At 45.3% G+C, this 24,108-nt stretch carries 27 protein-coding genes and 1 pseudogene; all 28 read right to left on the bottom strand.

The features are described from left to right. Positions 1-1,924, bottom strand: a 1,924-nt coding sequence (locus QMD66_00440) for a complex I subunit 5 family protein (GenBank protein ID MDI6821340.1), incomplete at its 3' end; no start/stop codon positions are given. A 331-nt stretch (positions 1,925-2,255) separates the two neighbouring features. Beyond that, on the bottom strand, positions 2,256-3,794 hold the full coding sequence (locus QMD66_00445) for a proton-conducting transporter membrane subunit (GenBank protein ID MDI6821341.1): 1,539 nt from the start codon (positions 3,792-3,794) through the stop codon (positions 2,256-2,258). Positions 3,795-3,832: 38 nt separating this feature from the next. Further along, positions 3,833-4,399, bottom strand: a complete 567-nt coding sequence (locus QMD66_00450) for a hypothetical protein (GenBank protein MDI6821342.1) — start codon at positions 4,397-4,399, stop codon at positions 3,833-3,835. 45 nt (positions 4,400-4,444) lie between these two features. Continuing rightward, positions 4,445-5,989, bottom strand: a complete 1,545-nt coding sequence (locus tag QMD66_00455) for a proton-conducting transporter membrane subunit (GenBank protein MDI6821343.1) — start codon at positions 5,987-5,989, stop codon at positions 4,445-4,447. A gap of 50 nt (positions 5,990-6,039) precedes the next feature. Continuing rightward, entirely contained in the window at positions 6,040-7,494 is a 1,455-nt protein-coding gene (locus QMD66_00460; GenBank protein MDI6821344.1) for a monovalent cation/H+ antiporter subunit D family protein, read from the bottom strand. 39 nt (positions 7,495-7,533) lie between these two features. Then, on the bottom strand, positions 7,534-9,021 hold the full coding sequence (locus QMD66_00465; protein MDI6821345.1) for a proton-conducting transporter membrane subunit: 1,488 nt from the start codon (positions 9,019-9,021) through the stop codon (positions 7,534-7,536). A 3-nt stretch (positions 9,022-9,024) separates the two neighbouring features. Then, positions 9,025-9,390 carry a cation:proton antiporter subunit C gene (locus QMD66_00470; protein ID MDI6821346.1) on the bottom strand — a complete coding sequence of 122 codons (366 nt, stop codon included), beginning with the start codon at positions 9,388-9,390 and terminating at the stop codon, positions 9,025-9,027. After that, positions 9,387-10,139 (bottom strand): MnhB domain-containing protein, encoded by a 753-nt coding sequence (locus QMD66_00475; protein ID MDI6821347.1) that lies wholly within the window; start codon positions 10,137-10,139, stop codon positions 9,387-9,389. Before QMD66_00475 ends, QMD66_00470 begins: the two co-directional genes overlap by 4 nt. Beyond that, positions 10,136-10,378 (bottom strand): DUF4040 domain-containing protein, encoded by a 243-nt coding sequence (locus QMD66_00480; GenBank protein ID MDI6821348.1) that lies wholly within the window; start codon positions 10,376-10,378, stop codon positions 10,136-10,138. Before QMD66_00480 ends, QMD66_00475 begins: the two co-directional genes overlap by 4 nt. Beyond that, entirely contained in the window at positions 10,375-10,737 is a 363-nt protein-coding gene (gene mnhG / locus QMD66_00485; GenBank protein ID MDI6821349.1) for a monovalent cation/H(+) antiporter subunit G, read from the bottom strand. Before mnhG ends, QMD66_00480 begins: the two co-directional genes overlap by 4 nt. Continuing rightward, positions 10,730-11,011, bottom strand: coding sequence for a cation:proton antiporter (locus tag QMD66_00490; GenBank protein MDI6821350.1), 282 nt, complete (start codon positions 11,009-11,011; stop codon positions 10,730-10,732). The genes mnhG and QMD66_00490 overlap by 8 nt, the downstream gene beginning before the upstream one ends. After that, the gene (locus QMD66_00495) at positions 11,008-11,499 is read right to left on the bottom strand and encodes a Na+/H+ antiporter subunit E (GenBank protein ID MDI6821351.1); all 492 of its coding nucleotides are present in this window, start codon (positions 11,497-11,499) and stop codon (positions 11,008-11,010) included. The genes QMD66_00490 and QMD66_00495 overlap by 4 nt, the downstream gene beginning before the upstream one ends. A gap of 87 nt (positions 11,500-11,586) precedes the next feature. Further along, positions 11,587-12,474, bottom strand: coding sequence for a GGDEF domain-containing protein (locus tag QMD66_00500; GenBank protein ID MDI6821352.1), 888 nt, complete (start codon positions 12,472-12,474; stop codon positions 11,587-11,589). Between the two features lie 202 nt (positions 12,475-12,676). Next, positions 12,677-12,811 (bottom strand): hypothetical protein, encoded by a 135-nt coding sequence (locus tag QMD66_00505; protein ID MDI6821353.1) that lies wholly within the window; start codon positions 12,809-12,811, stop codon positions 12,677-12,679. A 460-nt stretch (positions 12,812-13,271) separates the two neighbouring features. After that, on the bottom strand, positions 13,272-13,775 hold the full coding sequence (locus tag QMD66_00510) for a hypothetical protein (GenBank protein MDI6821354.1): 504 nt from the start codon (positions 13,773-13,775) through the stop codon (positions 13,272-13,274). A gap of 32 nt (positions 13,776-13,807) precedes the next feature. Continuing rightward, positions 13,808-14,002: a hypothetical protein gene (locus tag QMD66_00515; GenBank protein ID MDI6821355.1), complete on the bottom strand. Its 195-nt coding sequence runs from the start codon at positions 14,000-14,002 to the stop codon at positions 13,808-13,810. 167 nt (positions 14,003-14,169) lie between these two features. Continuing rightward, positions 14,170-15,012 carry a transposase gene (locus QMD66_00520; GenBank protein ID MDI6821356.1) on the bottom strand — a complete coding sequence of 281 codons (843 nt, stop codon included), beginning with the start codon at positions 15,010-15,012 and terminating at the stop codon, positions 14,170-14,172. 484 nt (positions 15,013-15,496) lie between these two features. Continuing rightward, positions 15,497-16,048 carry a flavin reductase family protein gene (locus tag QMD66_00525; GenBank protein MDI6821357.1) on the bottom strand — a complete coding sequence of 184 codons (552 nt, stop codon included), beginning with the start codon at positions 16,046-16,048 and terminating at the stop codon, positions 15,497-15,499. Positions 16,049-16,127: 79 nt separating this feature from the next. After that, the gene (locus QMD66_00530; GenBank protein ID MDI6821358.1) at positions 16,128-16,853 is read right to left on the bottom strand and encodes a pseudouridine synthase; all 726 of its coding nucleotides are present in this window, start codon (positions 16,851-16,853) and stop codon (positions 16,128-16,130) included. Then, positions 16,850-17,434 carry an SMC-Scp complex subunit ScpB gene (gene scpB / locus QMD66_00535; protein MDI6821359.1) on the bottom strand — a complete coding sequence of 195 codons (585 nt, stop codon included), beginning with the start codon at positions 17,432-17,434 and terminating at the stop codon, positions 16,850-16,852. Before scpB ends, QMD66_00530 begins: the two co-directional genes overlap by 4 nt. A 3-nt stretch (positions 17,435-17,437) precedes the next feature. Beyond that, the gene (locus QMD66_00540) at positions 17,438-18,169 is read right to left on the bottom strand and encodes a segregation/condensation protein A (protein ID MDI6821360.1); all 732 of its coding nucleotides are present in this window, start codon (positions 18,167-18,169) and stop codon (positions 17,438-17,440) included. A 15-nt stretch (positions 18,170-18,184) separates the two neighbouring features. Then, positions 18,185-19,165, bottom strand: a complete 981-nt coding sequence (gene trpS, locus QMD66_00545) for a tryptophan--tRNA ligase (GenBank protein MDI6821361.1) — start codon at positions 19,163-19,165, stop codon at positions 18,185-18,187. 124 nt (positions 19,166-19,289) lie between these two features. Continuing rightward, complete coding sequence (locus QMD66_00550) at positions 19,290-19,904, bottom strand: site-2 protease family protein (protein MDI6821362.1); 615 nt, start codon at positions 19,902-19,904, stop codon at positions 19,290-19,292. A gap of 2 nt (positions 19,905-19,906) precedes the next feature. Then, positions 19,907-20,791: a cysteine synthase family protein gene (locus tag QMD66_00555; GenBank protein ID MDI6821363.1), complete on the bottom strand. Its 885-nt coding sequence runs from the start codon at positions 20,789-20,791 to the stop codon at positions 19,907-19,909. A gap of 190 nt (positions 20,792-20,981) precedes the next feature. Beyond that, positions 20,982-21,146: pseudogene (gene deoA / locus QMD66_00560) on the bottom strand (pyrimidine-nucleoside phosphorylase). Between the two features lie 249 nt (positions 21,147-21,395). Next, positions 21,396-22,568 carry a phosphopentomutase gene (locus tag QMD66_00565; protein ID MDI6821364.1) on the bottom strand — a complete coding sequence of 391 codons (1,173 nt, stop codon included), beginning with the start codon at positions 22,566-22,568 and terminating at the stop codon, positions 21,396-21,398. Positions 22,569-22,602: 34 nt separating this feature from the next. Further along, positions 22,603-23,487, bottom strand: coding sequence for a site-specific tyrosine recombinase XerD (xerD, locus tag QMD66_00570; protein ID MDI6821365.1), 885 nt, complete (start codon positions 23,485-23,487; stop codon positions 22,603-22,605). A 30-nt stretch (positions 23,488-23,517) separates the two neighbouring features. Continuing rightward, entirely contained in the window at positions 23,518-24,063 is a 546-nt protein-coding gene (locus QMD66_00575) for an NUDIX hydrolase (protein MDI6821366.1), read from the bottom strand. Between the last annotated feature and the right edge of the window lie 45 nt (positions 24,064-24,108).

The following is a 24,108-nucleotide window of genomic DNA, read 5'->3' on the forward strand; positions in this document are numbered from 1 at the left end:
AGACAAAAGCTTGAGAAAGCTTTAGGTACCAATATTTAACAGAAACCCACTCGGGAGGATCTACATGGAACCAAGCAAATCTATAGCCCAAAATGAAATACATTCCTCCGCCAAGGACACAAATGGATAATCCCAGAAGATTGTGGACGACCTCTGGGCTTGTGAGAAATGCATGGGTTTTAGGATCGTAAAGAAGTGGTATGGTTGATCTCAATCCCGTGGCATGAATATTGTACAGTATATGATATGGATGAGATGCTGGGTCAAAACCGAAGTTTGCGAGAGCCGGCCCGATGAACTTTTCCAACAACCAGTTGGGCTTAAGTCCTATGAATAAAATTGTTGCGGATATGGCAAGCATGGCTATCCGCATCGATAGGGGTTCGGGCTTAACATCCTTGAACTTCTCCGGTCTTTTCCATATAAACACAAATGACCACATCTTCATGTTGGAGCAGAATGTACCGAATGCCGTGAGGACGAAGAATACTTCGGCTATTTTGAGCAGAATATCCGGTCGATGAAAAACTGAATAATGCGCCGAGTGATCAAAAGCTTCCAATATCGCATGATGGAGTATGGTCTTGGAGGCGAATCCGTTAAAGAGAGGTATTCCAGAGATGCCGCAGACGGCAATGAAGCATGCCAAAGCTGTGAAGGGCATATTTCTCCACATTCCACCCAGTTTGTACATATCCAGTTCACGGGTCCTAAAGTATACGGCACCCACAGCCAAAAAGAGTCCCGCTTTAAACAGGGCGTGATTGACTATGTGATAGAGTCCCCCTGCGAGACCCATGGCTCCATCCTTTCCCAGGTACGCAGCACATCCCAATCCCATCACAATGTAGCCCATTTGGGAGACGGAATGGTATGCAAGCATCCTCTTACAATTCGGAGAAAGCAATGCGTTTACCACGCCAAAGAACATGGTGACGACGCCCACCCATATCAATCCGTAACCCAAGCTGGTGAGTATGGTCCAGCCGGCTCCATGAGCAGCCTGGGCAGCCTGAGTTGCGTGTGACGCGTGAGTGCTACTGTGTGCTGCCGTTGCAACCGGGGCAAATAGAGTATTTACGGTTCTCAAGATTCCATAGGCTCCCGCCTTTATCATCAAACCGGAGAGCAATGCAGAAGCGGGTGTTGGAGCTATGGGGTGAGCTTCAGGAAGCCAGACGTGGAGAAGGAATATACCAGCTTTGCTCCCAAAGCCCGCAATCATCATGATGGCCACCAGATATTTCAGATAACCGGGCAAGGTTTTCTCTATAAGTGAAGCCATGGGGACGATATCTATCTTCCCAGCTCTTGCAGCCAGGATCATTATTCCCCCGATGAGAAGTAATCCTCCAATGACGGACATGAAAAGATACAATTTCCCAGCAGCCATGGCTTTTTCGTCTTCCTCGTGGATGACCAGGACATATGAGAAGATTGCCATGAGCTCAAAGAAGAGGAATAGGGAGAAGAAATCCTTGGTTAAAAGGACTCCGAGGTTTGCTCCCAAGGTGAGAAGGACAAAGAAAAAGTATCTCGTTTGGGCATGCTCAACGCTCATGTATGAAGTTGCATAGATACAGGAAAGAGCCCAAATGAATGCAGTTATTGCGGCTATTAGCAGCCCAACGGCATCCACTCCGAAGTTTATTCCAAAACCAAGACCTGAAGGAAAAGGACATTCAATGCCCTTGTAAAAATGTTCACCGATGTGGATGCCTTGGACCACTGGTTGATACATACAAAGGACGATGATAAAGGTCAAAATGGTGGTGGAGACAACAATGGCATTTCTAATCTTCGTCTTCGCATTGAAAATTGCCGCAAAAGTTGCTCCAATAAACGGAACGAGCACCGCAAGGAAAGGGAGAAAAGCTATGATGCTCACCTTAGGTGTTACAGGTCCCAAAACTTCAAGATGCATATATTAACCTCCGATTTGCAAGATTTTGAGCCTGGGTCGCAATTCTTAAGTGTTCTCTATTTTAAACCATAGGAAAATGTAAAAATCAAAGATCAAAAATCAAAATTACAGATCAAAATCCAAAAATATTTTGAGTTCCATGTTTCCTGTTTTCAAAGTCCGAAATCCAGATACCTCATTTAGACATCCTACAGACCTACAGAGGATATGCAGAACAGTTCCATAAGTATCTCCGTCGGACATAGGACTTGTCATTTTTCATTTTGAGTTTTAAATTTTGAATTTGTAGCTCCTGGTTTTAGATTTATGAGCCACGTTAATGATTTTATATTTAATGACCGAAGTAAATGTGAGCTAATGCTTTCGCCAAATTCAGTGGGAACTGAGGATAGATACCGAAGATTAAAGTACCCAGGGCCAGCACAAACATCGGAACAAGCATCAGCCAATTTGGATCAGCCCTCTCCACATGCGGCTTCTCGTGAGAATGCTCGTGAGCACCATGACCCTGCTCTTCCTCGGCGTGTTCTCCATGTTCGACTCCAAACCAGGCTCCGATGACGATCGGCCCGTAATAAACGACATTAAGTAAGCTGCTCAAAAGAAGGAAGCCAACTACGGCTATCCCAGCTGCCCTGCTGATAATGCCCATCGATGCAGATTGTAAAGCCCCTTCAGCTAATATCCATTTACTGATGAACCCACAGAACGGCGGAAAACCGATCATCGAACAGGCAGCAAGGGTAAAGCAGATCATGGTCAGGGGCATGCGGAAGCCTATGCCCCTCAAATCCTTCAACTGCCTCAAACCAGTCTTGTATATCATTGCCCCAGCACACAGAAATAATGTCCCCTTCATCAAAGCGTGATTGAAGATGTGCAAAACTCCTCCCGTTAAACCCAAGGACGACAAAAGAGCTACACCCGTGATCACGTAGCCAATTTGAGCGATGGAGGAGAATGCAAGAAGTCTCTTTATCTCCTTCTGAAGGATGGCACATCCGGAACCCAAAATCATGGTGATTATTCCCAAGATCAGTAAGAATTTGCCGGTGGCGGGATTCGCCAATACGGTTGGTCCGAAAACAGCATAAATCGTTCTGACAATCCCATAGGCTCCCGCCTTTATCATCACTCCGGAAAGAAGAGCAGAGGCGGGTGTTGGGGCAACGGGATGAGCATCAGGGAGCCAAACGTGCACCGGAAACATACCCGCTTTGACGGCGAATCCAAAGATAAAACACCAAAAAATCCAGGTAAAATAGGGACTTTCCCTAAGAGGAGCCAGTCCAGCGCGAGAGAGTGTAGTCGTTCCGCAAACACCCTGTGTGGCTACGATAGCCAAAAATAAAAGAAGCCCTCCGACTATTCCCATAAATAAATATTTGAGACCAGCCCTCATGGCTTCGGTGGTTTCCTCGTGGATTACAAGCACATAGGAAAGAATGGCCATGAGTTCAAAGAAAATGTAGAGGCTGAATAGATTACCGGTGAATCCGATGCCCATCATTCCACATAAGGAAAGAAGGGAGAAAATATTGAATCTAGTCTTTGCATGCTCGGGTTTCATATATTCGATGGCATACAAAGAAGCCATGAACCATAGCAAAGAGGAGATAAAGCCCAAAAGGAAACCCAGAGAATCAACATATAAAGTTAAGACCACCGGAAGAAGCGAATAAAACCTCAATTCCACGATGTATCCCCTGGCGATTGCCGGATACATCAAGCACACCAGGAAAAATGTTATCCCGCAGATTATAGCCGTAAGGGTACATCCTCGCTCTTCAGAAACTTTCTTCGAGATATAGTAAACACCTATTGCTCCCAACGCGGGAGCTATGATCGCAAGTAAAGCAAATACACCCAATTCAAATTCCCCCAAAATTTATCGATGGGATAATTCATTCAATGATGTGCATGCGGCGAAGCGTGCTCATCGTGGGAAGCTATCCCCTTGTGAGCGGAAGCATGTCCTTCATGTGGGGGAACATGCTCTTCATGCTCTTCATGTTCCTCATGGCGCCCCAGAATCCCGTAAACGGTCACAAAGGCTCCCGCGAGGATCATGATACCGAATTTGAGAAAGCCCACAACTGATGGTTCATGATATGCATGCATTGATGGATGATAATTCAAAGCGTAACAAATAAGTATCAAGAAAGTTAAAATGTAAGCCAAAGTTAAACCTTCATGGTGAGACCTCCCACGGGTTCGAATCTTTCGAACATAGGAAGTACTTAGTCCGAAAATAACTAATAGGAACCCCCATTGGAGGAAATAAAGCAAAGGGGGACCATGATGCTCCTCGTGTTCTGCTTCATGTTCAGCTTCGTGTTTCCCCGTTTCATCTTCAGCATGAACCTCTTCATGAGGCTTTTCGTGCGTGGCGGGTTTTTCGGTGGCAAGGACGGGAACCGAAAAACTAATGATTAAAATGAAAATCAAACTTAGAATTAAAAGCCTTTTAATCATCTAATTTTTTATTTCCTCCTCATGTGACAGCATTCACTTCACATTTTACTTTAAAAGAAGCTTTACAGCAACCTTGGATAAGGGCAAAGCCAGCCAGTGTATCATGGATCCAAAGCCGAGAATAACAACACACAATGTTCCAACAAATATGGGCAGGAGCATCGTCCAAGGGACGCTTCGTGTTTCGAATTGAATCCTTCTCTCCTCCACGTGGGTTTCCTCTCCCTTGGTATGAGCTTCTTCAAAAGCCTCCATTTCTTCCCTCGGTCTGGCAAAGAAAGCGGTGAAAACCACGGGTAGCAAATAGGCTGCGCAGAGCAGAGAACTAATGAGCAGAACCACAACGAAAATGGGTTTCCCCGCCTCGAATCCTCCCACACAAAGCATCCACTTACTTATAAATCCCGCCAATGGTGGACATCCCATCATACCCAAGGATACTATAGCGAAGCAGGCCATGGTTATGGGGAGCACATAACCGATCCCTTGCATCTGACTTATATTCCTTTTTTTAACCCCTTTTATGATCACCCCAGAACAGAGGAATAAAGTCGACTTCATGAGGCCATGATTGGCGATGTGGACCATGCCTCCGATGAGGCTACTTGGTGTGAGAAGGATGGCTCCCAAAACGATATAAGACATCTGACCTATTGTGGAATAAGCGAGCCTACGTTTGAGATTATCTTGATCCAAAGCGATGATGGAGGCAACGACTATCGTTGCCGCAGCGACATAGGCCAGAATCGTCCCAAATCCCAATCGCCTCAAAAGTTGAGTCCCAAAGACGTTATAAATCACACGCATAATCCCATAACAACCGGCGCAAACCAAAACACCGGAAAGTAATGCCGATGCGGGCGCGGGAGCGGCGGGGTGGGCGTCGGGGACCCATCCGTGGAGGGGCATGATCGCGGCCTTTACTCCGAAACCCACCACAAAAGTGGCGAATAAAATTGCTAAGGTATTATAACCATACTTCATGGAGAGTATCCCAGTTTTCACCAGAGTCTGAGAGTTGGCTAAATAAAAGGTCAAAACGATGCCCAATAATATAAAGGTTCCTCCGACCAGCACATAAATTATGTACTTTTTACCCGCCGCCAATGCTTCGGGGGTTTCTTCGTGGGCGATTATCGGATAGGAGGAGACCGAGAGCAATTCGTAGAATATGAAAAGCGTGAGTAGATTACCTGCAAAGCCAATGCCCATAGTCCAAGCTAGACAGAGTATTAAGAAGCCATAATATCTTGTGAGCGCATGTTCGCCTTTCATGTATCCCAAGGAAAAAACGGTGGCTAAAACCCAGAGTAAAGACGCGGTAAGGGCAAATACAAGGCTTAATCCATCCGCTCGGAAATGAAGCCAAATGCGAGGTGTCATGTGTAGAACATGGCATTTGTAAATGATTCCTTTTAGAGAACCGGGGAGCATCAAAAAACAGAGAAAAAAAGCGAATAACGTGGCAAAGACGGCAGCCCATTCCCTGAGCTTTTCCAATCTATTCCCGAAAAAAAGAATGATAGCTGCGAATAAGAAAGGTACCACCACAGCGAAAGCTGGAATAGCCCAAGTCACCACCCTAGGCATGATCTCACCCCCAAGTTATCCAGACGGATCCGTAGGACGCACCAACTCCATTACTTAAGAAAAATCCCAACCGCCGTTTCCGCTAAGGAGACGGGCATACCTGGAACCATGGACAATGTTCCCAAAGCAATCACATAGATGGCACATATGATGCAAGGATAAAGCAAGAGCCAATGAGCTTCATCCATCCTTATATCTCCATCGGGAGGATTTTTGAAATAGGCTATGTAAATTATGGGTAACCAATAGGCAGCATTTAGTAAAGCGCTTACGAGCATGACGACCACGAAGATCGGGCTCCCCGCTTGAAGTGAGCCAAGGCACATGTACCATTTAGTTATAAATCCAGCGAAGAGTGGAATTCCTATGAAACCTAGGGAAGCGATGGAGAAGGTGGCCATAGTTATGGGCATCTTGTGACCAATCCCCTCCATTTCACTTATATTCCTCTTGCCCGTTTTCCTCTCTATGGCTCCGGCCACGAAGAACAATGTTATCTTCTGAAAACCCTGATGAGCAAGGTGAATTATGCTCGCAAGAGCCGCAGAGGGAGCATGAAATGGGGCAAGGGATGCCCCTAAGATGATATATGACAATTGACTCACCGTTGAATACGCCAACCTACGTTTGAGATTGTCCTGTAAAAGTGCCAATATTGATCCACAAATGATGGTCACCACAGCCACCCAAGCGAGAATGAGACCCACACCCATTTGACTCACCAGAGCAACTCCAAAAACGTTGTAGATAACGCGCAGAACTCCAAATACACCAGCTTTAACAACGGCGACTGCATGAAGCAAAGCGCTGACGGGGGTTGGAGCTACCATCGCCGTTGGCAACCAACTATGGAGGGGCATGATTGCGGATTTCACCCCGAAACCCACGATGAAGGTAGCAAACAGGAGATACAAGATTTTCCCGTGCTTCTCTAGCGACAGTATTCCATTTTTGCTGAGTTCGGTGGTACCCGCAAGATAAAAGGTCATGACGATGGAAAGCAAGAGAAAGGCTCCCGCCGTAAGAGTATATACGAGATACTTTCTACCAGCCTTCATGGCTTCAGGAGTCTCCTCGTGAATTACCAGAGGATAAGTAGCTATGGTAAGCATTTCATAGAAAATGAATAGGGTGAAAAGATTCCCAGAGAAGGCTATTCCAACGGTGGTTGAGACACATAGAGCAAAAAAACCGAAGAATCTCACCTTGGCATGTTCTGGTTCCATATAGCCGATGGCATAGACCGTGGTAACTATCCAAAGTGTGGAAGTTACCAAGGCGAAGAACAAACCCATGGGATCGACTCTGAAATAAACGGTTACCCCTGGAGCGAAGGGTAAAAGTTTTGTATAAAAGATCACCCCTCTCAAAGCCGCGGGCAGCATGGATAATACAATGACAAATTTTATTGCCGCGGCGCCCAAGCTCCAGAATCTTCTTAAGAAAGTATTTGCACCCGTTAAAAAGACTAAAAGGCTACATAACATCGACACCGTCGGAGCCAAGAGAGGCCTCCAAGAAGCGATTTCCATTCTCGCAACCTCCTATCCTCGAAGTAAGGCGACGATCCAAGGTTTAACGTAACGCACTGGAAGATATGCTAAAGGCAATCCCATCATCAGACAGACTAAAGCGAGTATCGCTACGGGTATGAGCATGGACAAAGGTGCCTCCTTTGCCTCTGCAATCTCTTTCCTCGTGGGCTCCCTGAAATAGGCGGCATTAACAATCTTGATATAGTAAGCAAATATGAATAGTGCTCCAAATAACAAAGCTGCGGCGAAGAGCGGTGCATTTGCTTCCATGGCTCCCAAAGCGATGAACCATTTACAGATGAATCCGTTGGTGGGAGGAATCCCCACGATGGAGATTATTCCTATGCTCATTGCCGCCATGGTGATGGGCATTCGTTTCGCTATACCTCTCAAATCGGTGAGCTTTCTGAAACCCGTTTGATGGATTAAAGCACCCGCGGTTAAGAATAGTGAAACCTTTATAATGGCATGATTAAATATGTGTACTACGCCCCCACGCAAGCCATCGAAGGAGGCAAGACCTATACCCAAAACGATGTAGCCAATGTTTGATATGGTGGAATAAGCGAGCATCATTTTGATATCGTCCTGGAAAAAGGCGAAAAATGCCCCCATGACGATGGAGATCGTCCCCAACCAGGCCAAGATCGTGGTGATGGGGGTGAGATCTAAAACTCCTCCGGTGAGTCTGTACACCTGGAAAACCCTCAATATCCCCAAAAGTCCCGTCTTCACCACCAATCCGGAAAGGATGGCACTGACGGGACATGGAGCAATGGCATGGGCATCCGGTAACCAGATGTGGACGGGAAATAGAGCCGCCTTGACGCAGAAACCCACGATGAATAGGGCAAAGGCCACAGCGGCCACTCTCAAAGAATGGACTTCAGGAAGTCTCAATGTCATATCACGCATATTCAAAGTACCCGTTATAGAGTAAACGAAACCGATAGCTAGAAGAATGGAGAGTGAGGAGACTGCCCCCACTAAAAGATATTTAAACGCCGCCATTTCTGCAATTTTCTCGCCACCGATGGCCACCAGGGCATAGGCACTCAGCGATAAAATCTCGGTGAATACGAAGAGGTTAAACATATCTCCAGTGACCACGAAACCAAGCATCCCAGCGATATTCAGGAGAACAAGCGTATAATAAGTGGAGACTTTCTCCGCGGGGAGCTTTTTCTCTATATATCTTTTAGAAAATATGAGAATGAGAAGGCCTAGGACTGTAATTAGCAGAGAGCTGGCACTGAGCTCATCGAAGTATATCTCTATACCAAAGGGTGGTTTCCATCCACCTAGGTAATAACTTACGGGTCCAATAAAATAGACCTTAGCGGTGAGATAGGCGGACATGATCATCGAAAGAAAAATGGCAAAGGTGGCAAAGGGCATACATGCTTTCCTCCGCCACATGCCGATTATTGGATTTATTGCGGCAGCTGCCAAAGGAACTACCACTACTAAAATTGGGAAATGGTGTGCGATACCCATTTTTTACTCCATTTTTTTAAGCTTATCCGCTTCAAGAGTTCCGCAATGTTCGTAGATTTTGATCATCAAGGATAAAGCCAAAGCAGTGGTGCTCACGGCAACCACGATTGCAGTTAGAATTAAAGCTTGAGGAAGAGGATTCACAAAGGGACCTTTGATCGTTCCCATCATAATCGGAGCTTTTCCTCCCCTCACGGCACCAAGGGAAATAAAAAACAAAAATACCGATGTCTCCATGATGTTTAAACCCATGAACTTCTTTATCAGATTAGACTTCATGGTCACGGTGTATAGACCGATGAGAAAAAGGGTCATGGATACCACGTAATTGAAATTGGTTACGAGTTTTTGGAGAATTTGCAAGGTCATGCTCTCTCCTCCCTCTGCATCGAGAAAAATATGGACGTGAATATGGCGCCTCCACCGACTCCGATGCCTACCTCGAGCAAATCCAACATCACTTTCGCTAAGAAGTGCTGATAATACGGTGATAGACCTGGGAGCATAAAGGACAGGAAATTGAGCCCGGAAAGCAATCCTATGAGTCCCACGATGAAAAAGGTAAACGGGGCTATGCCTTCAATGGAAACCCTTAAGCTTAGTGGAATCCTCCTCATACCAACCAGTAGACCGAATACTAAAGCGTAAATGATGAAAGCCGCTGCCATTATTGTCCCCCCTTGAAAACCGCCTCCAGGAGAAACGGTGCCAAAAGCTATCACATAAATCGCAAATAGCAGGATGAATGGAAAGATGATGCGGAGTATGGTGTAGACAATCAAGCTCGATTTGACGGGGGAGACGTCCATCACGGAAAAACTGGTCTTCGCTTTCTCCCTCATGAGGAGAGCGAGCACGCCACAGAGGGCGGTAAATATCACCGTTACCTCCCCCATGGTATCATATCCTCTATAGTTTAGGATGACAGCGGTAACGATATTTGGGCAAGCGGCCTCTTCCTTTCCCCTCTCAAGATAGCGTTTAGTAACTTCATAATCATTGGTGGGGTTCTTTAAGCTGCCCATAGGGGGTATGTCCACCACGGCCGAAAGCAACATCACCCAGAATACGAGCAAACATATGACCATTAAAACCCATCTCATTGGGAACTTTCTCATTCTTCCCTCCGCGTGGTCTTGCTTATGGTCACAATGAACAAAACCGTAGTCAACCCGGCTCCCACGGCGGCTTCAGTCAGAGCGATATCCGGGGCACCAAGCTGTTGCCAAACTATGCACATGATGAGACTATATCCCGAGAAGATGAGCGCTGCCGCCAGTAAATCCTTCATGCGAACAACGGCCAACGCCGTGGCAATCAAGAATAGTAAAAGTAAAACGTCCAATCTCCAAATCATTCCGCTTTTGCCTCCTTTTTCTCTTCAATTAAGGGAGGTGGTGCTACCTTCCTCCAAGGTTGAAGACCCCTTCTGAATGAGGCTCTGGCAATGGCGTGACCCATGGTCGGGCTGGATATCAAAACCAGAGCGAAAAGAACCAATATCTTAAGGGCATCAAAGGAAAATCTCTCGTATATTGCCAGTCCGAGCAAGATTGAGCACGCCCCCAAGGTGTCACATTTGGTGGCGGCATGAGTTCGGCAGTAAAAATCGGGTAAGCGCAATATACCTGTGGTCCCAACGATAAAGAAGAATATTCCTATAACTGCAAAAATCATGGCGATTATGCGCGTGATTATCTCTATAATCTCAATCATGCTCCCAATCACCCCTTATCTTTCCAGTCTCCAGGTATCTTGCCGCTACGACGGTAATAATGAAGTTTAACAGACCATAAACCAGAGCCACATCCAAATACATCGCCTGACGGAATATATAGGCTATGAGTACCAAAATTACCAGGGTTTTAGTACCCACGATGTTCACGGCGAGGATCCTATCGGGGACAGTTGGACCCCGAAATGCCCTGTACAGACAGAGAAAGGCATTGGCTATTAAAATTATTCCAACATATAAGTAAAACGTGCTCACTTTTCTTTCTCCTTATATACCCCAATGACGTGCTCCTGAAGGGTCCAACCGAAGATGCTCTCGACATGTTCTTCAGCGAGGCAATGAATGAAAAAGGTGTTATCCCGAATGTCAACGGTTAGCGTACCTGGGGTAAGCGTTATGGAATTAGCCATGGTGATTTGGGCAAGATGAGAGTCCAAGGGAAATTCGAATCTTATGATTATGGGACTTATTGGCAATCTGGGATCGAGAACCCTCTCCGCCACATCGATGTTTGCTTTGATGATTTGGGTAATCAAATAGGGAACGTAAAGTATAAAACGTCCAAGTTGCTTCCTTGACATCTTGATTGTCTCCATATGACCAGCTAATAATCCTCGGCAGAGAATGGCGACAAAGGTGGACAAAATAAGACCGATTATTAAAATGGCAACTTTGAAACTCGCCGTAAGAATGATCCAAAAAATCCACAGCGAAAAAGTTAAAATAATGGTCTTCTTATCCATATTCCAACCTCAATTAGTGAATTTTTTCTCAAAAACTTTTGAAAAACTCCCACCAAAAATTCAAAAAATCTAAGGATTATACCGAGATTAGTCCTCTCTAACTTGCTCCTTAGGGACAGACTCGCGAGAATAAATGCAAACCCTATTTCTTCCAGACTCCTTAGCCGAATATAGTGCTTGATCCGCGTTAACAATTAATTCAGTATCATCGCCAGCATTGTAGGGATAAATGGCTACACCCGCACTTATAGTCTTTTTGACCCTGGGATTCTCCACGTCACCTTCGAATTCCTCTGCTTCTACGGCTTTCCTTATCCGCTCAGCCACAATCCCCGCTTCTTTCGCCACGCCTGGTAGGAGCACTGCGAATTCTTCTCCTCCATATCTGGCCACGATATCTATATCCCTCAGCCTTCTCCTAATGATCTTTGCGAGCCTGTTCAAAAGTTTGTTTCCTTTCACGTGTCCAAAGGTATCATTAAACTCCTTGAAATGATCGATATCTATCATGATCAAAGAAAGGGGCATTCCAAACCTATCAGCCCTTTTTACCTCCTCATTCAGTCGATCTATGAAATAGCTATAGTTATAAAGACCAGTTAATTTATCATGAATGGAGAGCCGTTCCAACAAAGCTTGCTGTGCCTTTTGTTTTGCAGATAAAAAGCCAAATATTATCCCCGATACAAAGAAGATGAAAGTACCAAGGGATATCTCGTAAATAAGATTGACCAAATTTCCAGTGATTAAACCCAGAGAAACTTCCCTATATAGCCATAAAGCCATCAACCCAATGCTCAATAATCCAGTGACTATAGCTCCTACCACATCGAAGGTGAGAGCGGCGATGAAAATGGGGATAATGTAGAGATACCAATATAACTGTAACTCGCGCGTGTAATAAATGAGCAAAGATACAAAGGCCAAACTGATGAAAACCAAAAGCAAATATCTCAAGCGAATTGCCGGTCTCATTACCGTTTTCCCTTCTAGAAATTTTCCCTATAATTTTACAACATAAAGCCCGAAATTTCTCTTATTTTCCGAAGATAAACCAAATTAAATTTAACTTATTTATATACTTAAATGCAAGCTTTTTTAATCCTATGAGAGCGTTCTAACAATTGGTGATTCACTTTTCAGAACCCACCACTTGGTAGACTGGATTACATTCTCTTCAGTTTAACATATGCCAAGTGAGCTTCTTTAGCCAATCTTCCCCGCTGTAGGTTGAGTTTATCTTCTCCCTCCAGATATCGAGATAGGTCTGGATGTAACGTTCCGAACGAAAGATCTCCATGGGCCTATACATCCTCCTAAATTCTCTGTTTGTCCGCTCCACGTGGCTTGTGGTCCTTCTCGCAAAGGGAAGCTTATAAGATAAGTTAAGTGATTTAATCCGAAACCAGAAGCCCTTAAGATGCTCTGGCAGACCTCGGGCTCCTCTCTCCTCCAGCGGGATAAGAAGGCTTTGAGCTTTTCTTGGGCGGGCTCTAAGGTTTTCTCCTCGAAGATGGCCTTGGCCTGGGATAGAAGAGCATTCCGCCTCGTCTTATCCCTGGCTAAGAGGGCCACATTTCTGTAGATATGCCAGAGGCATTGGCCCTCACAAGGATTGTTCAGCAGATCTCATTTTTTCTATTTCCTCTTGGAATACTTTCAGTGCGGCTTTCGCTCTTTCGCAATCACGATAGGTAGCCCAAATAATGCAATCGGCAGGATCCTTCATAGAATCTCGCCTAAAATTGCGCAGAGGGCCTTTAAAATTGGGCTTATTCTGGCAGTTTCCTCTTAAGCTCCTCCTCGATCTGGTCGAGCAGATTTTCTACTATTGAAATGCAGTAATTAGCGTCTTCTGCTGTTACTTTCTCTCCTCTATGCATTATCCTATTCCTCGTGGGGATAATCTTATTTTCGAAATCGCTCCACCCTTTAAATTTCTGAGGATCTATGTTCCATAGTCTTTGGACTAGTTCCCTGAACTTACCAGTCATCCTTGGACCTCTACCAAATATTTGCTCCAAGAAAAAGTCAGCTAAGTCTGGTGCGTTCTGGAACAATCTTTCCTGAAAATATGGTCTTAAGATCGCCTCCCTGGCAAAAAATTCAAACGCCGTAACTGGCCGAATATAAGCACTAGCATAAAATCCATTTTGGATAAGTCTCCTTGCTTCCTGAAGAAACTCGTCTGTTCTTTTCCTCTTACCGTCAACAACCTTTCTTGTTAAACTGAATTTCCAAGCAACAACCCTGAGTACGATGTCAGAACTTCCCATTTAAAAAGTCAAGTAAAAATAGAAAGTTTTTTCTAAGCAGCCTTCTCCATTTCCTCTTTTAAAATATAATCTCGATCCTCTTTTAACATCTTAAAAATAACTTTTATTAGCTGTCTGGCAAGGCAACGTAAAGTATGGTTATGCTCTTTTCCTTCAGCTCGTTTTTTAGCATAGTAGGTCATGGATTCTGGAACGAATCGAATTGTAGAGCCTGCAATTGCAATCATGGTTGCTTTACATATTTTATTAGCTTTGTAAACAACTTTTGTTGTTTTCTTTTTACCAGAATCATCATCTATACAGGCTACACCACAGTAGATGGCAAGTTGCCTTTCATTTTTAAACCTGTCGATATTACCAATTTCCCCAACAAATCTGCTTGAGAGTTTTGTTCCTATCCCAGGGATATTTTTAATCGCTTAGCTTCTGGACTCTTTTCTCCCATCTCTTTAAGCTTCTTATCCACTATTTCAATCTCGTCTTTTAATTCCAAAATGCGCCGCGCATATGACAATATAATCATTTTGTAAATATCTACCAGTTCTTTAACATATTTTATATTGCGCAGGTCTTCCAATATTAAAGAAGCTTGTTTTTCCCCAATCATTTTTATTTTCAGTAAAGACCTAAGAGTAAGTTTTTTATAGCTCGAAAAATCAGGGTATTTTGCCAAAAGCCTTAACATCTTCTTGCTATCTATATCGCCAAGCTCTAATATATCAGGACATACTTCCAATAGCTTCTTTCTAAGCCGGTTTTGTAGCCTTGTCTTCTCATCTATCAAAGTTTGTTGATGCCGGGACAATATTTTTAACTTCTCATTGATTCCTTTTATCTTCTCTAATGGAATGAGTGCCTTCTCATCTTCAGCGTTTAAATAATCTCTTAATTTCAGCATCTTTGCTAACATTTTTGCGTCTCGCCTGTCGCTTCGCCATTCTGCTCCAAATACATCCCGAAACCGTTTTAATTTTAGGTTATCTACATTGTACAAAGTAAATCCCTGCTCTATGAGTATCCGGTCAAATGGGGCTCCGTATCCATTCTTTCCTTCAATCCCAAAAGATACTATCCCTTCTTCTCTTTCCTCGATTTCTCTGAACTCTTTGACAGCTTTATCAAATTCGCTGAGTTTGTGGGCTATCTTCTTATCGTACAATACTTTTTCTTCATCGTTCATAACAATTATGTGATGATGCTTACTGCCAACGTCTACTCCTCCGGATAATCTTTTCACTTGCTTTACCTCCTTTTACGTTTGATTTGATGTTCTATGGCTCTGCCAATACCCTTTATCCCGTCTATAATAGCCACTTAAAGGCATCTTCCCATTAGACAAGGTATTGGCAGGGGAACATCCGGCAGTTCTGACAGAGTCACCTTATTCCAACATTATGTTGGACTGACACCGCTGGCCACAAATGCTCCCCTTGCCATTTATTATTCATATCACATAAAGAAGGCTACTTGACTTCATTCCCCCTTTTTTACTCTTATTATTTAATTATAGAACTGTTTTGAAGTTGTGTAGATTAGATAGATTATTTTGGGGGGAATGAGTGTAGCAAATCGGAGACGATTTTCATTCCAAAATTCGGTTGTCTGGTTCATGCTCTAAAATGTTGAGTGAAACTGAATCGCAGTGATATTTTCGTCGGAGACTGCAAATTTCTCCCTTAAATTATTTGCAGTTTCGGTTAAAATAGCTGGAGATAATCACATCATTTCGACTTTTGGGGTCTGGCGATTCTTTCGGGGATGGCGAAATTTTCTCCACCCAGGTGCATGAGGGGTTTTGCTTTGAGCAGATCAAATTCCCCTTCACGGAAGAACTCATCCTTTACCTCAGCATTTAACACTCTGCCAACCACAATTACGTGGTCTCCCGCCTCTTTTTCAAACTCCAATGTACATTCAAACCAACCTATGCACTCCTCAATACCAGGGGCTTTAACGATCTTTGATTTTCTCTCAGTGAGACCAGATTCCCTGATCTCACTTACCCCTTTGGGGAAAGACTTGCCACAAATCCATAGTTCATCGAGGATTTCCTCTGGGGCGATGTTGACCACGAATTCCCGAGTTTCTCTGATATTCGCCAAAGTGTGTCTCTGAGGTGCCAAGGCAAAAGCGATCAAGGGAGGAGTGCGTGAAACCGGCATCACGAAACTGAAGGGAGCCGCATTCGTCCTTCCCCGAGCGTCGATGGTTGAAATGAGCACCGCTGGTCTCGGTGCCAAAATCTTGTAGAAATTCCCCAGTTCAAGTTTCATTATGCTCCCTCCTAAATACCCTCATTTTAATTCCCAGTATCACCGCTTATCACCGCGTAGGTGATAATTATGGTTTTTATTATTTTAAACCTATGGTTTTACGAAGGGCTTTTATCTCAGATGGATGTAGAAAGCGGTAACGACCGGGGGGCAGATATCCCAACTCGATGGGACCAAGGGAAATCCTCCTTAGCCTTATGACCGGATGTCCCACCTTCTCAAACATCCTTCTGACCTGGCGCTTACGTCCTTCCCAAATCGTGATCTCCACCACCGTGCTCTCCCTCCCTCTCTCGAGGACATCGACTTTTGCCGAAGCGGTCAGCCCATCTTCCAAGACCACTCCCCTTCGCAACATCCGCAGGATAGTCTCCTCTGGATGACCTCTGACCTCAGCCAGATAGGTTTTTTCCACCTTATATCGGGGATGAGTTAGGCGATAAGCTAGCTCTCCATCGTTGGTGAGTAGGAGTAAACCCTCCGATTCCCTATCCAATCGACCGACGGGAAAAACTCTGGTCTCCTCCTCGATTAAATCCACGATGGTCGGTCTATTGAAGGGATCCATCATCGTGGTGAGATAACCCGCCGGTTTATTGAGTAGGATATAGAGCCTTTCCGCGGTGAACTGGAGCGCCTTACCATTTACCTCGATTTTGTCCTCGCTGGGGTCGACCTTTGCCCCCAACGTTTGGACGACCTGACCGTTGACTTTGACGCGACCTTCGAGGATAAGATGCTCACATTTCCGTCGGGAGGCTACCCCCGCTTGAGCCATGACCTTATGAAGCCTCTCCAACCTCACTCACTTTCACCCTCTTCTCTCGTGGTTAACTTCTGTATTATTTCTTTTCTGGTCCTCTCATCGGGTTCAAACTCCTTTAAAGGAGGTAAATCGGAGAGATCCTTTAGACCGAATGTCTCCAGGAAAACCTGAGTTGTTCCATAGAGTATGGGTTGTCCCGGTGAATTTGCCCGACCCATCTCACGGATCAACCCCTTCTCAAGCAGTGAATTAAGCACGGTTCCGGCATCCACCCCTCGAATGGAGCTTATTTGGGCCTTAGTCACCGGCTGTTTATAAGCGATGATGGCCAGGGTCTCCAAAGCTGCTTGAGTGAGCCGCCTCTGATCCCAGGAAAGGACGAGCTTCTCAACGTAAGGAGCATATCCGGGATGAGTATAAAGTCTGTAACCGCCGGCGATCTCTCGAAGCTGAAAACCCCGACCCTGCTTTCGATATTCCTCCCCGAGCTCATCGAGGATTCTCTTGATGGTGACTTCGTCAACCTCCACTATTTCACTCATTTTCCGCAGGGAAAGAGGTTCAGTGGTCACGAAGAGGAGTGATTCAATTATTCCCCTTAATTCCGTGAGTTCCATCATCTTTTACTTCTCCGAGGTCAAGCCTATCTCTATATCTCCGAAGGTTACAGCCTGGCTAAGGGATATGAATCCCCTTTTATAGAGTTCGAGCAAGGCGATGAAAACCGTGACGATTTCGATTTTATCCTCAAGCTCACTGATCAAGGAGGCAAAGGTCTGGCTGCCTCTTCGATCCAGTTCCCCAAGCACAAAATCGATCTTTTCCTCCAGGTTTAAAATGATGGAGACAACAGGCGGCTCTTGCTCTTCTGCGATCTCGATGGTTTTTCTCGCCAATATGCCTCGCATCGCTTCGGTAAGATCTGCGACCGTGACCCCTCTTAGGTAATCCGGGAGAATCCGAGTAAATCTTTCCTCCAGATGCTCTCGACCGTAAAATCTTCTCTCAGCTTGGGCTCTCGCGGCTAATTCAAGAGAGACATTTTTAAATTTCTTGTATTCTAAGAGCCTGGCTATGAGAATATTCCGAGCCTGAGTGGGAGGGATTTCCTCCTCCCAATCCTCCTCCTCTGGAAGGAGATTAGAAGCCTTTATCTCAAGCAAAGTCGCGGCGACGAGTAAAAACTCGCTGGCGACTTCCAGATCCACATCCCTCATATGTTGTAAATAGGCTAGGTATTCTCGGGTAATTTTGGCGATGGGGATATCGCAAATATCTATTTCTTTCCGGGATATGAGATTGAGGAGTAAATCGAAAGGTCCCTCAAAAATCTCAAGCTTAACCTGATAACCCATATTAACACCACGGACTCAAACATTAATTCTTCGACGGACTTCCCGCAGAGTAGCTCCGGCGATTGGGCGCGCCCTTTCAGCTCCCCGCTCCAAAATTGTACCAACCAGACCCGGCTCCCTCTCCAACTGGGTCCTCTTCTCTCTAAATTCGGCATGGAAGTCGCTGATCCTTTCGGCCAGAAGATCCTTGCAATCGGTGCACCCTCTCACTGCTTTCTCGCATTTCTCCCTTATGTCCTGAATTTCATGGGAACTGTACAGCTCATGTAGGGAAAAAACGAGGCAGATATCGGGATGTCCCAGATCGGTACGATAAACCCGCTGGGGATCGGTGATCGCCATCCTTATCTTTCTTCTGATTTCACTGGGCGAATCACTTAAATTGATGGCATTATTATAACTCTTGCTCATCTTCCGCCCATCGATTCCCAATAGCTTTTTAATGGGAGAAAGAAGGGGCTGAGGTTCAGGGAAATAATCCCCGTATAAATTATTGAAGCGACGCACGATTTCCCGAGCGAGCTCGAGGTGGGGTAACTGATCCTCACCAACGGGAACAAATTCTCCATGATAAAGGATGATATCCGCCGTTTGAAGGACGGGATAACCCACAAATCCATGGGTTGCTATCTCCTTGCCCCTTAACTCACGTAGCTGTTCTTTGTAGGTTGGACAGCGCTCCAACCAAGCTAGAGGGGTGAGCATGGATAAATACAGACTTAACTCCGCCACTTCGGGAACACTCGATTGCTTGAAAATCACACACTTTTCTGGATTAAGCCCTGCAGCAACCCAGTCTATTATCATTTCGTTTATATCCTCTTGTAAGCCCGCAACGTCATCGTATCTCGTGGTCAGGGCGTGCCAGTCCGCCACGAAGAAAAAGCATTCATATTCATCCTGCATACGAATCCAATTGGTCAAGGTACCATGATAGTGGCCTAAATGTAATTTCCCAGTGGGGCGATAACCACTAACAACCCTGGCTACTTTCATTTCTCCTCTCTAATATAATGATTAAAAAGATTTTATTACATCCTGATCTTTATAGGATGTCTAATGCAATTCCCAGAAGTCCCCATGTACTACTTCAACATCTATTCTACAAGACCTTTCCCTTTCATCGCCAGGTAGCGCCGGGCAGGAAAAGCCCTAGAATGAGATCGATAATTGGAGTCAAAAAATAATCAAAAAGATAGCGAGGAAAGACGAACATCAAAAGAACCAGGAGTAACACCCCATACCTCTCAAGCCACCTGTAAAAAGAAAATCTACCGCTGGGGATAAATGCCGCCATTATCCTCGATCCATCCAAGGGAGGAATGGGTATTAGATTAAATACCCCCAGGGCTACATTGATTAGAACTATATAGAAAAAGATCGAATAACCGAGACCACTGGGGATAAAACCCGATTTCACCAGGAAGCTGGCAACAAAAGCGGTGATAAAATTGGCCATCGGTCCAGCCAGTCCCACGTACATCATATCCCTTTTAGGATTTTCAAAATATGCCGGGTTGACGGGTACTGGCTTTGCCCAGCCGATGTGGAATATGAGAAGCATGAGCGTTCCCAGGGGATCCAGATGGTGGATGGGATTCAAGGAAAGCCTTCCCGCATGGCGAGCGGTTGGATCGCCTAGCATTTCAGCCACTTTGCCATGAGCATATTCATGAACGGTAACGGCGATGAGCAAAGCTGGTACTACGAGTACGAGCTCCAGTAAACTTCCCAATTTCACACCTCAAAGAGTTCCGTGCTCAGATACTTCTCGCCACAGTCGGGGAAAATTACTACCAAAACACCATCATCCATCATCTCGGCCTGCCTCATTGCCTCAAACATGGCAGCTCCTGAAGACATACCCACAAAAAGTCCTTCCTCTTTGGCCAGTCGTCTTGCCGTGGCAAAAGCATCCTCATCCGTAACTTTGGCTATGTCATCTATCATCTCGCTGTTAAATATGGCAGGAATGAATCCCTCACCCAGACATTTCAATCCCTGTATCTTCGATTTGCGATAGGGCTCAACGCCGATTATTTTTACCCTGGGGTTGCTTTCCCTCAATCTTTTGCCCGCACCCATTATGGTTCCACTGGTGCCGATTCCGGCGACGAAGACATCCACCTGTCCCACCTGCTCAAGAATTTCTTTACCAGTCGTCTCGTAATGAGCCAATACATTGTTTGGATTGGCGAATTGATCGGGCATGAAATATCTTGGATCCTTGGCCAATCTTCTTGCCTCTTCATATGCTCCTGATACACCAGCTTCCCCCGGAGTCAGGATCAACTCCACACCATAAGCTCTTAAAACCTTCCTCCGTTCGATGCTCATGCTCTCGGGCATCACGATTTGAACCCTGTACCCCTTGATTCTCCCAACGATAGCCAGACCAATACCCGTATTTCCGCTTGTGGCTTCAACTATGATCTTGTCCTTGGTTAATTCGCCGGTTTCTTCCGCTTTCTCGATCATGTATTTGGCAATGCGATCTTTCACTGAACCGCCCGGATTAAAGCCCTCAAGCTTGGCATAAATCGTTACCTTGGGGTTCGGATTCATCCTATTGATCCTCACCACGGGGGTATTGCCAATCAATTCCAATACATTCCTTGCCACAGCAACCTCCTGGCAATCGATTTCAAAATCTTCACGTTTCCCCGCTTGCTCATCTACCCTTTTTATTTTCGGTGATTATATCACAAACTAAAGGTCTAGGTTGAGGTCTTTCATCGGAAATTATGATCGCCTCTTTTAAGATGGAAATCGCCTTTTGCAGCTTACTGTAGTTGTTGGCATGAATTTTGATGGTTTCTTCCTCATTTAATCCTCTGATGTATGCAGCCATAAGAAATGCAGACATCTGATAGTCCGGGATATCGCCCTCAACAAAGCCTTGAACCATGAAATCGATCTCTTCTGCATTAAGCCTTAATCCATCTCCCTTTCTAGCTATAATATCGCATGCCCTCATCATCAACTCTCCCAAACATCAATCAAAGCAAAACTCAAAGGTCTTCTCATAAAATCCTCATAAAAATTGCTTTATTCTAATATTCTTAAGAACATTGGAATATGGCAATCAGCCAGGGTTAATGATTCAAGTTAATAGTCACCATCAAGAGCTTGTATTAGCTTTTTGAGTCGAGGTTTGAACATGGCCGCTGCCAATCATCATCTAAACTGTTATCACCTACGCGGTGATAAATGGTTTTTGAGGTTATCACAGTCTTAATATCTGCTTTAAAAAGCTGGTTCCCTCAACTGGTGCCTCGAATCCTAGCAGGTCAGCTACTGTTTTGCCTACATCGGCGAAGGTTTTGCGAATCCCCAAATTTACCCCAGTTTTGATTTGTTCTCCATAGACCAAAACGGGTGCATATTCCCGAGAGTGGTCGGTACTTGGAGTGGTGGGGTCACAACCGTGATCTGCCGTAAAGATCAAAACGTCCTCCGACGTCAATGCGTCTAGAATTTCGGGGATGCGGGCATCCACCTCTTCTAACCCCTTCGCATACCCAAGGGGATTATTTCTATGACCCCAGAGCATATCGAAGTCGACTAAATTGGCGAAGATGATACCAGCCGCGATGCGGTGCATATACTCGAGGATCTTGTTTATCACATCCATATTGTTTTCGGTGTGCTGACATTCGGTTATACCTCTATATCCAAATATCTCCCCTATTTTTCCAACGGCATAAACTCTTACTCCACCATCCAAGGCGTAATCCAAAACAGTTTTGGTTGGAGGTTTAAGGGAAAAATCCTTGCGGCGATGGGTTCTCATAAAGCTCCCTGGTTCCCCCAGAAATGGGCGGGCAATCACCCGTCCCACATTATGCTTTCCCTTAAGTATCTCCCGAGCCACCTCGCACATATCATAAAGCTCAGGTACAGGTATAACTTCCTCATGGGCGGCGATTTGAAAGACGCTGTCCGCAGAAGTATAAACGATGGGGTAGCCGGTACGCAAGTGCTCCTCACCCAACTTTTTTATTATCTCCGTCCCAGAAGCCGGTTTATTACCCAGTATCCTCCGCCCAATCCTTCGCTGAAATTCCTCAATGATTTCGGGGGGAAAACCTCGGGGATACGTGGGAAAGGGTTTGGGCAGGTACAATCCCATGAGTTCCCAATGGCCCGTGGTGGTATCCTTTCCCGCGGATCTTTCGATCATCTTGCCATAGGATGCCAGTGGATTTTCCGAAGGGGGAACACCCTCAACGGGGATGATATTCCCGATTCCAAATCCTTGAAACCACGGAAGATGCAGACCCCAAACCGCCCTGGCAGTATTTCCCAAGGTGTTACTCCCCTCATCCCCATATCTGTGGGCATCGGGAAGTTCCCCCACTCCCACGCTATCGAGAATGGTTATGATGACTCTTTCGATTCGTACCAAACTTTTTTCCCTTTTAACTGCTACATTATCTGGCACGCGGGTGAGTCTCAAGGTAAATCTCCTTTAAATCCTGGCGGGTAAGACTGGTATAGATTTGAGTGGTGGAGATGAAGGCATGCCCCAACATCTCCTGTACGGCTCGAAGGTCCGCGCCCGCCTCAAGGAGATGGGTAGCAAAGGAATGTCTCAGCGTATGAGGGTGAATATTCTTCAGACCAACTTGAACCGCATATTTCTTGAGGATGTTCCAACATCCTTGACGAGTGAGGCGCCTTCCGCGAGCATTCACGAATAACGCAGGTATACGAAATACTTTGACTAATTTAGGTCGCCCCTGCCTCACATAGTTTGATAAAGCTTCGAGGGCGTAAGTTCCCAAGGGGACTATTCTTTCCTTCGAGCCCTTCCCCATACATCTTACACACCCCTCTTTGAAATCCACATCATCGAGATCCATGGCCACCAGTTCAGAAACTCTTACCCCCGAAGCGTACAAAACCTCCAAAATTGCTTTGTCCCTAAGCTTAAGCGGATCTTGACCTTTGGGCTGAGTGAGCAACATTTCTACCTCCTCAACGGAGAGAACGAAGGGAAGCTTCTTGGAAGTTTTTGGAAATCTAAGATCAAGGGTGGGGAAGTTCTCCGTTAACCCCTCTCGAACCAAAAATTTATGGAAGGTTTTAATGGCAGCGACCTTTCGAGAAATACTTGAAGGTGATAATTCTTCCTTGAGGGTGGCCAGAAAATTTATGATATCCGTACGGGATATCTCGTCGGGGGAAGAAATCCCCTTGTCACGAAGGAAGCCCATATAACCATAAAGATCCCGTTCATATGCTTGGAGGGTGTTTTGGGCTAAACCCTTTTCCACGCTGAGGTAATTGAGGTATTCGCGTATTAATTCTTCCATTACTGCATCCTTGAGTAGCAAAGTCCTTGGTTATGACCGCAAATGCTTCTCAGCAAGAGAAAGACCGATGATCGTTTTGCCATCCCTTATTTCCCCCGAGGAAATCATATCCAATGCATTTCGTAGCGGTATTTTGACCACTTTCATTTCCAGCTCCTCCCCTCCTTCAGGCTGCACGGAACCCTCCTCCAAATCCGTAGCCAAATAAAGGTGGAAGAACTCATCGCTATAGCCAGGGGTCGTGTAAAACTGGGCGAGTTTAATCATCCGCCCACACTTATTCCCCGTTTCCTCCCTCAATTCTCTGATGGCACACTGGAGAGGATCTTCACAACCACTCAATTTACCAGCGGGTATCTCCAAAAGGAAATCTCCTATGGGATGGCGATACTGCTTGACCAGAATAACCTCATTCTGCTCATTCAAGGGAACTATACCCACTGCGCCCTTGTGCTTTACCACCTCTCTCTCACAAACGGATCCATGGGGTAATCTCACTTGATCCACAATTAAGGTTAAAATTTTGCCCTTGAATTTGACCTCCGATTTTATAACCCTATACCTGGTACGATCCACGCTTTTCCTCCCCCATATAAAATAATCTATTATAGGCTAGACATA

The organism is Actinomycetota bacterium, from assembly GCA_030018275.1.
In the GTDB taxonomy this organism is placed as follows: Bacteria; Actinomycetota; Aquicultoria; order Subteraquimicrobiales; family Subteraquimicrobiaceae; genus Subteraquimicrobium.